General features: G+C 33.3%; 12 protein-coding genes. 10 read left to right on the plus strand and 2 right to left on the minus strand.

Annotation, left to right across the window (positions count from 1 at the left end):
• Positions 1-644: 644 nt before the first annotated feature.
• Positions 645-1,364 carry a chromophore lyase CpcT/CpeT gene (locus F6K22_RS18040; RefSeq protein ID WP_293100617.1) on the minus strand — a complete coding sequence of 240 codons (720 nt, stop codon included), beginning with the start codon at positions 1,362-1,364 and terminating at the stop codon, positions 645-647.
• Between the two features lie 824 nt (positions 1,365-2,188).
• Here F6K22_RS18040 and nagA point away from each other — a divergent pair.
• From nagA to F6K22_RS18085, 9 genes are all read left to right on the plus strand, one after another.
• A complete protein-coding gene (nagA, locus tag F6K22_RS18045; protein WP_293100620.1) occupies positions 2,189-3,379 on the plus strand; it encodes an N-acetylglucosamine-6-phosphate deacetylase in 1,191 nt (396 codons plus the stop codon).
• A gap of 1,027 nt (positions 3,380-4,406) precedes the next feature.
• Positions 4,407-4,883: a type I restriction-modification system subunit M N-terminal domain-containing protein gene (locus F6K22_RS18050; RefSeq protein ID WP_293100623.1), complete on the plus strand. Its 477-nt coding sequence runs from the start codon at positions 4,407-4,409 to the stop codon at positions 4,881-4,883.
• A 22-nt stretch (positions 4,884-4,905) separates the two neighbouring features.
• Positions 4,906-5,493 carry an N-6 DNA methylase gene (locus F6K22_RS18055; protein WP_293100625.1) on the plus strand — a complete coding sequence of 196 codons (588 nt, stop codon included), beginning with the start codon at positions 4,906-4,908 and terminating at the stop codon, positions 5,491-5,493.
• Between the two features lie 40 nt (positions 5,494-5,533).
• Positions 5,534-5,755: a hypothetical protein gene (locus F6K22_RS18060; protein ID WP_293100628.1), complete on the plus strand. Its 222-nt coding sequence runs from the start codon at positions 5,534-5,536 to the stop codon at positions 5,753-5,755.
• A 30-nt stretch (positions 5,756-5,785) separates the two neighbouring features.
• Complete coding sequence (locus tag F6K22_RS18065) at positions 5,786-6,223, plus strand: N-6 DNA methylase (RefSeq protein ID WP_293100631.1); 438 nt, start codon at positions 5,786-5,788, stop codon at positions 6,221-6,223.
• Positions 6,224-6,307: 84 nt separating this feature from the next.
• On the plus strand, positions 6,308-6,529 hold the full coding sequence (locus tag F6K22_RS18070) for a restriction endonuclease subunit S domain-containing protein (RefSeq protein WP_293100634.1): 222 nt from the start codon (positions 6,308-6,310) through the stop codon (positions 6,527-6,529).
• A 31-nt stretch (positions 6,530-6,560) separates the two neighbouring features.
• Positions 6,561-6,698, plus strand: a complete 138-nt coding sequence (locus F6K22_RS18075) for a hypothetical protein (RefSeq protein WP_293100637.1) — start codon at positions 6,561-6,563, stop codon at positions 6,696-6,698.
• 488 nt (positions 6,699-7,186) lie between these two features.
• Positions 7,187-7,489: a hypothetical protein gene (locus F6K22_RS18080; RefSeq protein ID WP_293100640.1), complete on the plus strand. Its 303-nt coding sequence runs from the start codon at positions 7,187-7,189 to the stop codon at positions 7,487-7,489.
• 420 nt (positions 7,490-7,909) lie between these two features.
• Positions 7,910-8,089, plus strand: coding sequence for a hypothetical protein (locus F6K22_RS18085; protein WP_293100643.1), 180 nt, complete (start codon positions 7,910-7,912; stop codon positions 8,087-8,089).
• A 239-nt stretch (positions 8,090-8,328) separates the two neighbouring features.
• On the opposite strand, the gene F6K22_RS18090 is transcribed toward F6K22_RS18085, so the two are convergent.
• The gene (locus tag F6K22_RS18090; protein ID WP_293100646.1) at positions 8,329-9,435 is read right to left on the minus strand and encodes a transporter substrate-binding domain-containing protein; all 1,107 of its coding nucleotides are present in this window, start codon (positions 9,433-9,435) and stop codon (positions 8,329-8,331) included.
• Between the two features lie 199 nt (positions 9,436-9,634).
• Between F6K22_RS18090 and bchM the strand changes: the two genes are divergently transcribed.
• Positions 9,635-10,321 (plus strand): magnesium protoporphyrin IX methyltransferase, encoded by a 687-nt coding sequence (gene bchM / locus F6K22_RS18095; RefSeq protein WP_293100648.1) that lies wholly within the window; start codon positions 9,635-9,637, stop codon positions 10,319-10,321.
• The last annotated feature ends 296 nt before the right edge of the window (positions 10,322-10,617 follow it).

Below are 10,617 nucleotides of genomic sequence, written 5' to 3' on the forward strand. Positions count from 1 at the left end.
CGACTATGGGATTCATATATTTAGTTATCAGTTATTAGAAATTAGCAGTTAGTTTTTTCTTTTATACCATTTGGAAAAAAGAATTTTATATAAATCCTAAAGTTGAGATAGGGAAGAGGGAACAGGGAACAGGATATCTATAGAAATAGAATATGTAATTAATTTTGCATAGGAAATTATTAGGTTTACTCTAATTTAGATACTGTTTGTCAAATAAGTCTTAAGAGAGCAAATAATGACTAAAATCTAAAAGCGGTAGTGCTTCAAGGAATTTAAATCTGAAGGAATTTAAATCTGGTAAATAGAGAGGTTTTCGGTACACATATTCCTAGATTTTTAAGTGAAATTTGTCTTGATTTGTTTCTCCTTATCTCCTATCTCCTATTCCCTTTTCCCTATCTCATTTTTTATATTTCCTGATACATTCAATCTCTTACTCCAAAAAATTGTTAGGGGGATAATGAAGTAGAGAGAGTAGAAAGTTACCCCATATAGAAATGGAACGGATAGGTTGTTTGATGACTTACTAAAAGGAATTAGTCTAAAAATTTATACTAATTCAATGAAATAATTTTACCATGATTAATTTTGAACTTCTATACAAGAATTATTAACTCACATTAAACTGCAAAAAAACAGAATTACTAATCATGTTTGCGTACTGTTCCTATACCTAACCCACTTAAGGCAAATAATCCGAATAATATTGAAGGTTCAGGAACTGTTTCTACTCGATGAAAAGCTATAGGTGTACCAAATAACAGATTATCATTTCTGTCAAAAACTCTATCTAAAGACTCAATAATATTAGGCTTAATTAAAACATCAGAAACAACTTTACCTCCAGGAAAAGTTGTCGGACAACCCACTGGTGAGTTATTTCCCACATAACTATTTTGGAACCAAGAAAGGTTAATTTCACAACTAAAGCTATCTAAATTTTTAGCATTAATAAATTGTTCTATTTCAGGGCGACCGCATAAACCTAGTAAAGAAGTTTCATCAAGGAAACGACTAATACTAATAGTAAGTTGAGAGTCATCATTACTGAAAAAAGAATACAACCTTACCCGAAATGGAAATCCTCCTGTTGTTTGCTCTAAATAAATTGTTTCTGTATTTTTCATCAAGTCATTCCCGATAAGTTTAACCCCACAATTCAACATTGTAATTTGAGGGACTATTGGGTTATTAGTTACTTGTTTTGTATTGTTAAATAAGCCTGTGAACCATTGTGCTACCTGGCTCACTTGAAATGATATGGGAGGTGCAGATGTGATAGTTGCACCTTGACTTTTTTGTGCAAATATAACAGTTATAAACAGAAAGCTTAGAGTAGAAATTTTAAGTAGATTTTTCTGCATTTTAATAGATTTGTTTTGACTAAAAATTTATTCTTAAGTTCCCTTTCAATTTAAGAAAAATTCTAATAAGGTATTTTTAAAGGTGGTGAAATATAGTTTTACATAGTCTGTAAGCATTCAGCTTTTTTTGCGAATAAAAAATATTTATTACGGATATTTCATATCATGTACTTCAATCCATACTTTTAAATTGTACTTCAGTATTTCAATACTGCCATAATACCTGAAAAATTTTGAAATTAATGAGCGATCGCTAAGTGCCGAATTTTTACCATAATCTCTATTTCCTCTTTTCTATAGTGCTACGCATTTAGGGCGCGAACATTGGTAAATTATGAAGCTCAGTTATAGATTACTTTTGCCTTTTGCATGAGTGACTTTTGACTTGCGCGTAGAGCTATATAGTAATCATATTTCAGTTGTGAGATTTTAGTGGTAATTTAGGAGTCAGGAGTCGTAGGGGCGAAAAGCAAATCGCCCGTACAGGAGTCAGAAGATAAAAGGGTTTTGATTTATCTTAGTAGTTCTTAAATTCTATCAAAATCATTCCTGATTGCTATATTATATGAAATATAAAAAAGAATGCTACGAACAATTTAGCTGGTTAAAAAACTTGACTTAGAAATGTCGATTTGACCAAAAACAGATTTTTCCTCTAATAAATGATATATAGATTATTCCTACTGACTCCTGACTCCTGGAAACAGCCTAAGCATTTGTAGCAAAAATTTTAGTATTTCATATTACCTAATTACCCATAATTTTTTGCCTCATAAAGTTACAAACTACTGTATATTCCTAGCTGTAATTTAAAATTTAAAATTGTGAGTTTAACTAACAAAATTATTAACGCTAAAATTCCTGGTTATCAAGACCTACAGCAAATTTTAATCAATTCCACTGGCAAGATTGAGCAAATTATCCCTCAAACTGAAGAACTTTTGCCTACCACATCTACCACTATTGATGTGGAACAAGACTGGGTTTCTCTAGGTGGAATTGATTTACAAATTAATGGTGCTTTAGGTTTACCCTTTCCTGAAGTAGATGAAACTTCCATAACCAAAATATATGAAATTTCTCAATATTTATGGCAACAAGGAATAGACGCTTTTTTGCCTACTATTGTCACTACTTCTATAGATAATATTCAGCGATCGCTCGGTATCTTCCACAATTTGGCCTCTCAACCTTCACAGCAAGAAAGGGCAAAAATTTTAGGGGTACATTTAGAAGGACCTTTTCTCAATCCAGAAAAGCGAGGCGCTCATCCTAAGGAATATTTACTACCATTAACCATCGAAAATGTCAAACAAGTAATAGGCGATTATGCTCAAACAGTTAAAATAATTACTTTAGCTCCAGAATTAGACAACACAGAAACAGTAATTCCCTACTTAAAAAATCTAGGAATTACAGTTAGTTTAGGGCATTCTCAAGCGACAGCGAATCAAGCAGAAGTAGCTTTTAGATTGGGAGCTTCAATGGTAACTCATGCTTTTAATGCTATGCCGAGTTTACATCATCGAAAACCAGGATTATTAGGAGCAGCAATTACAAATCCTGACGTTATGTGCGGTTTAATTGCTGATGGTCAACACGTCTGTTCAACAATGATCGAAATTTTGTTGAAAGCGAGTCAATATCAGCAGGGAATATTTTTGGTTAGTGATGCTTTAGCACCTTTAGGATTAGCAGATGGAATTTATCCTTGGGATACTAGAGAAATAGAAGTTAAAAACGGTACGGTTAGATTACAAGATGGAACTCTAGCAGGAACGACTTTGCCTTTATTGGTTGGAGTTAATAATTTGGTGAAGTGGGGAATTTGTGATGTGGAGATGGGAATTTATTTGGCGACTATTGCACCTCGAAAGGCGTTAGGAATGGAGAGTGAAATTATTGGCAACTGTGGGAAAGATTTATTAAGGTGGCGGGTAAATAATGTAGGGGTTTGGTCTCCAAAACCACAAGAGATAGAGTTGGGTTGGCAGAGAATAATGGATAATGGATAATTGATCATTGATAATGAGGAATTGAAAAGACAATTTCCAGCAGAAATATATAATTATGAGGTGGAGAAAAAGATGCCTTATCTTTCCAGTATTGAACATATTTGTTTAGAGAAATGAGAACATATTGGGATAGTAAAATCTGCTCATAAATCAATTATAATAGTGTTATAAACTAGGTTTGAAAATGTACCTGCAAATATTGTGGATGCTGTTAGTCAAATTGATAATATTCAGCAACTAAAACAGTTAACTAAAACTGCAGTTTTAATTGATTCTTTGGAAAATTTTGCTGCCCTCTTACCTCATAAATAGAAAGTCTCAATTAATCTAAATACTTCTTGCAGAAGTCAGGGAATAGGGAATAGGGAATAGGGGGGATGAAGTTGTTGATTCTATATCTCTAAATTGATTTAATTAAAACTTTTGCAAGAGGTCTTGGGAATTACTGTAGGGAGGTTAAATCTGATTTTCCTACATTTTTTCTTTTTTGCCAAATTAAGGAATAGGGAACAGGGAAAATTGCTTGGAGGATAGGGAAAAAGCAAAAAATATTTATCCTATCAATTTTACCACATTAATAACCGAATCTGATGTAAAATTTAATTCTCGACTTTAATTACTTTGTAAGCATTCAGCAGTCAGCTAGCCTCTTGCCTCCTCCGGAGGAGCTGCGCTAACAGAGGAGCTGCCTCTTGCAGAGGAGCTGCCTCCTACAGAGGAGCTGCGCTAACGCTAACGCTAACAGCTATCAGCTTGATTACCTTGAAAGGAGAAAAAAACAATTTTATCAAAGCTTCAGAGTACGAATCTCTGGTTGAGAATGTAGTAGAAATTAAATGAATACTTGCTTTATTCATTAGACATCTCCAATAATAAAAAATCAAATCAATTATCCCACAGCAATTATCAATTCTTTCCCCCTACTTCCTACCCCTACTCTCTCTTGTCTGGAGATGTCTATTAAAAAGCTGATAGCTGACCGCTAATAGCTGAATGCTTACATTACTTTTAACTATAAATTACGAGAATGGATAACGCTACACATAACAGAATTGTTAGTTTTATTTGGGGAGTTGCTGATGATGTTTTGCGGGATGTTTATATTAGGGGAAAATATCGAGATGTCATTTTGCTGATGACTGTTATTCGGCGGTTAGATTGTTTGCTTGAATCTACTAAAACAGCAGTTGTAAAAGAGAATGATTTTTATGAAAAAATGAATTTTACTGATAAATCTGGATTAATAAAAATCACTAAATATCCTTTTTATAATACTTCCTCCTATACTCTGAAAAAATTACTGGATGAACCTAATTTTATTAAAGATAATTTGATAGATTATCTGAATGACTTGAGCGAAAATGTACAGAAAATTATCAGTAAATTTAAGTTCTGCAACCAGTTAGAAACTTTGGTCGAAAATAACTGCCTTTATTCTTTAATTAAAAAGTTGACTGACTCGGATATTAATCTCAGTCTATACTCTGAAAAAATTACTGGATGAACCTAATTTTATTAAAGATAATTTGATAGATTATCTGAATGACTTGAGCGAAAATGTACAGGAAATTATCAGTAAATTTAAGTTCTGCAACCAGTTAGAAACTTTGGTCGAAAATAACTGCCTTTATTCTTTAATTAAAAAGTTGACTGACTCGGATATTAATCTCAGTCCGGAAGCGATAAAAGATAAAAAAGGTAAAGTTATTCAACCTGGTTTATCTAATTTGGGGATGGGTTATGTTTTTGAGGAATTGATTAGAAGATTTAATGAAGAAAATAATGAAGAGGCAGGAGAACATTTTATCCTCCGCGACATTATTAAGTTAATGGTGAATTTAATTTTTATGCCTGTGAAAGACAAGATTAAAAAGGGAACTTATTTAGTTTATGACTGTGCCTGCGGTTCTCGTAAAATGTTGACCGAGGCAGAGAATTTTTGGCAAGAGTTTGTAACAGGAATGGGAAAAAAAGTAATGATTTATTTGTATGGGCAAGAGGTCAATCCAGAAATTTATGCTATATGTCAGGCGGATATATTAATTAAGGAAAAATATATGGATAATATTACAGCAATTTCGGAGTTAGTGAGGTACAAAGTTTTACCACTTTAGTAAATAGGGAAGAGAGATTAGTCTTCAACTGTACCTCATCATGCGCGCAAAGTGCTGTAAGTATGCTTCGACTCTTGCTAATGATGCTTTTCCCGATTTAAAGTTTTATTTTATGTTGGCTAATCCTCCTTATGGCAAATCTTGGAAAGTCGATCAAGATAAAATTTTAGTTGGGAGAAAAAAGGAGATAAAAGATAGTGTTTTTTTGGTTAGGTATCAGGAGGAAGAATTGCAACTTATTCCCCGGAGTAGCGACGGGTAATTATTATTTTTGGTGAATAAACTTTCTTAAATGAAAGATTCGACAAAGTTGGGAAGTCGGATAGCTATTGTACATAATGGTTCGGCTTTATTTAGGGAAGATGTTGGTAGTGGGGAAACTAATATTCGGCGGCAGATGATTGAAAATGATTGCTTGGAATGTATTGTTTGTTTGCCATTAAATATATTTTCTAACAGTGGCATTGCTACTTATATTTGGATTCTTTCTAATCAAAAAACTGTTCATCTTCCGGGTAAGGTGCAGTTGATAGATGCAACGGAATGGTATGGGAAATTAAGGAAAAATTTTGGCAAGAAAAATTGTGAGTTGCGGGGGGAGGATATTGAGAGGATAACTGAGGTTTTTCTGGATTTTTCAGATGCAGATAAAAGCCAACCTCGTTACATTAGAATTACTGATTTTGACGGAAATAGAAAACTTATAAATGATACTTTCAGAAGTTTATAAATTAATTTAGCTAAAGAGTTTCTTTGATCGGAAGGCGATATTCTTTTTGGTAGAAGTGGAGGAACAGTACAAAAAACTTTTCAGTTGAAAAAATATTCTGGTTTTGCTTGTTTCGCAGAATATCTTATTAAAGCAGTTCCCAAAGAATCTATTATTTTAAAGGACTATTTATATCTGTTTACGAAGTCAGGGGCTGATGATTTGTGGAAAACATCAATTTTTATCCAAGCAACAATTCAAAATCTTGGAGCTGATAAATATTCATGTCTCTCTGTGTCACTTACTCCAATTTATGAACAACAATAAATAGTGTCATTTATTTTATCAAACTACTATTTTGAGTGAACAAACAGATAGCGATCGCCTCCACGACTTAGAGGATAGTTTGGCAAATTTTCAGGTTTATTCGCCGGAATATTTACGGGATTTTATGGATATGTTTTTGAGTGGTGATTCGCGGGAAAGTAGGGAGTAAATTATAGATATTTGCGTAGATAATTATGATTCCAATTTAGGGAATTGGGAAAAAATATAATTTCAGAATAAAGCTACGATTTTTGTGAGAAATTATCAATTTTTAGTGCAGGTTAAAAGTTGGAAAATTACCATTAGGAGATTCGCAGGAAAGTAGGGAGTAAATTATAGATATTGGCGTGGATAATTATGATTCCAATTTAGGGAATTGGGAAAAAATATAATTTCAGAATAAAGCTACGATTTTTGTGAGAAATTATCAATTTTTAGTGCAGGTTAAAAGTTGGAAAATTACCATTAGGAGATTCGCGGGAAAGTAGGGAGTAAATTATAGATATTGGCGTGGATAATTATGATTCCAATTTAGGGAATTGGGAAAAAATATAATTTCAGAATAAAGCTACAATTTTTGTGAGAAATTATCAATTTTTAGTGCAGGTTAAAAGTTGGAAAAATTCCTATTAGGAGAGTTGAAATACTTTTCTTAAATTGTTAGTTAATAAACTGCCAAAATCAGGATTATCTGATTTTTCAGAAGGAATTATTAATAGTGTGGATATTGATAGCGATCGAGTAGAGCTTTTAGGAAGTCAAAGTATTAGTTTAAGTAGAGAAAATATCTTGTCTCCCATTACCGATAATATTTTTAGTGGAAATTCTGAAAGTAGGTCATACCATTTCTCAAAAAGAATGCTATATCTAATTGGGTGGGGTAGGGACGCCCTTATGCAACGTCCGTACGGGAGTGTGGGGGGTGAGGGGAGAAGTAAAAGTAGGAAAAATCAATACTGACCGATTAATAATTGTCAAAAAAAGACTTTAAACCTTGGCAAATATTTAACTTTTGAAGTCTAGCTGAAGCGTAGCATTACTTTTAGTAAGCTAAAGCGTGGCATTACTTTTAGTAATTGGTATCAGATCAAATCAGTCAAATAATCAAAGAATTTAATAACCGTTTCGGTGGTAGTATTGCCTGGCAAAATGAGGATAAAGTGTGGAAATTTTTATTAGAATAGTTGCCAGAAAAAGTTAGAGAATATAGAGAATATTAAAATGCTAGAAATTATAGCAACTCGTAAAATGCCAAACTGACCTTGGCAAATCAATTTAATCAAGAATTACCCCGTTTTATTCGGGAACATCTAGAATAATATCGTCAATTTACAGATAATAAAAATTTTAGAGAATGGTGAATTAATACTCTATGTAATCTTGACTATAATCGAGGTAAAACTGCTGAAAAAAAATCAGCATATACTAATCCGTTTATCCATAGCCAAATCCCTATCTAGCACTTCTTGTGGTAGTATTACCTGGGAAAATGAGGATAAAGTGTGGAAATTTTTATCAGGAGAGTTGCCAGAAAAAGTCAGAGAAGATGGGGAGTATTAAAATGCTAGAAATTATAGCAACCCACAAAATTCTAACTTTTTCTTCGTGAACATACAGAATAATATCGTCAATTTACAGATAATAAAAATTTTAGAGAATGGTGAATTAATACTTGATTTAATCTTAACTACGAGTGAGATAAAACTGCTTAAAAAAAACTATATACTAATCCGTTTATCCGTGGCAAAATCATTGTTAGCTATCCGTGGCAAAATCATTGTTAGCTATCCGTGGCAAAATCACTTCTGTTCCCTATTCCCTATTCCCTTCCTCTTAGAATAAGATAACCACTTAGACTCTATCTCTTTAATCTTGCCATTTTCCTTCATTTCTAAAAGTCTAATATCAAGATTCTTGAGAAAAGAGCGATCGGGAGAGACGATAAAACCATAAGCTTCACTAGCAAAAGAAACTTGAGACAACTTCAAGCGCTCTTTAGGATTATTATGTAAATAATACTGAAGAGCAGGAACATCAAAAACCACACCATCCACTTCATTTAACTTGAGTAAATTAATTGCATCTACCAAAGTCTGAGTCTGACTAATACGCGCTCCATAAAACTCTGCCCATCTTTCTCCAGTAGAACCTTTAACTACAGAAATTCTAGCATTATTAATATCTTCAGGAGAACTAAACTCTGCAACTGTTTGATTAGACAAAGAAAGAGTTAAGGTAGTAGCTATACCAGCAGTCAGAGAAGAAACTGTTACCATAGTGATAATCATCCAAACCCCAGCAATAGTACGTCCAGCTTTAGTTATAGGAATACGATCGCCATATCCCACTGTGGTTAAAGTTACCACAGCAAACCACATACCATTTCCCACTCCATGCCAATAATCTTCAGGAAATTGTTCTGTGTTGCGCCGTCTTTCAGCTAACCATAAAAGATTACCCACTATAAATAGTAGAACTATTAACAAACAAACGGAAGAAATAAAAGCTAGGCCAAAAAAAGGTCTAACTCTACTCCAGATAGTAGGTCTTTCAGCAGTAATTAATAAACCAATATTGGAAAGAAAGTAAGGTTGAGTAAAAGCAATTTTTTCTAGGCGTTCAGAAGTTATACTTATTGGCCCAATAACAACATCTAGTTCTCCTTTCGTCATACTGTCAATACTACTAGCTACACTATCTTGTGGAATAAATTCGTATTCTAGTTCTTCCGATAAAGCTACTTCTTGCCAAATCTCAATACTGATACCTTTGACAGAATTATCCTTAATTACAAAAGGAGGCGATCCAGCGACACCAACTCGTAACTTTTCAGCATTGGCTGGTAAAAAAAAGTTTATTATACAGGTGATAGTAATAAAAGTCAATAAATTTATTCTGTTAAGCATTTCTCAGAACTAAGTTGGGCAATCCAATTTTAATAGTGACAATTTTTTTTGCCCCAAAGTAAGGCATAATAATCAAGTCAAGTTGCTAGCATCCTATCGATCGGCTGTTTATTGGTAATTGGCCATATCAAAGCTGACTCTGATAGAGTATAAATCTTTGTAAGCGTACTGGAGAATCACTATAACATTAAGTAGAGAAATGACAAAAACAGACGATAAAACAATTGTCAGGGAGTATTTTAATTCAACTGGTTTTGACCGATGGCGAAGAATTTATGGAGATGGCCAAGTAAATAAGGTACAATTAGATATTAGGAAAGGACATCAACAAACTGTGGATACTGTCCTCAGTTGGCTACAAGCAGATGATAATTTATCAGGGTTATCAATATGTGATGCTGGTTGTGGGGTTGGTAGTTTGAGTATTCCCTTAGCCAAAGCTGGAGCAGTTATTTATGGTAGTGATATATCAGAAAAAATGGTATCCGAGGCATATCAGCGTGCCAAATCTAGTTTAATTAGTATAGATAATGTTAATTTTGTGGCTCAAGACTTAGAAGCTTTAAGTGGTAAGTATCATACAGTTGTTTGTTTAGATGTGTTGATCCATTATCCTCAAGACCAAGTTGCAGCGATGATTAATCATTTAATATCTTTGGCTGAGTCACGGTTAATTATTAGCTTTGCACCAAAAACTTTAGCTCTAAGTATATTGAAAAAAGTAGGAGAGTTATTTCCTGGTCCAAGCAAAACAACTCGTGCTTATCAGCATCGGGAAGCGGATATTATCAAAATTATTGAAAGTAATGGTTTTTCTATTCAAAGAGAAGCAATGACTAGCACCAGTTTCTATTATTCTCGTTTACTAGAAGCTGTTCTTCAATAATTAACAATTAATAATTAATAATTACCTCTTCTTTTCAAGAAGAGGATTGGTTAAAAGGAATTTTTTTCTCTTTGAAAGGAGAGGCTTTCAACCTTTATTTTTCGGTAAGTAACATAAATTAGTAAAAAAAAGTTTGGTTTAATTAGAGGCTCGGAAAACAAAAAATATATAGCAATTTACCGATAAAATCAGTATGGATCGTTGCACTCGATCGCTGAGCGGACATTAAGGCAATTAGCCCTGTTCCGGTTCCAACATCAAGAATTCGGCTATTTTGTTCCACATTTGCCCAGGCT

The sequence above is a fragment of the Okeania sp. SIO2F4 genome (genome assembly GCF_010672385.1).
Classification (GTDB): domain Bacteria; phylum Cyanobacteriota; class Cyanobacteriia; order Cyanobacteriales; family Microcoleaceae; genus Trichodesmium.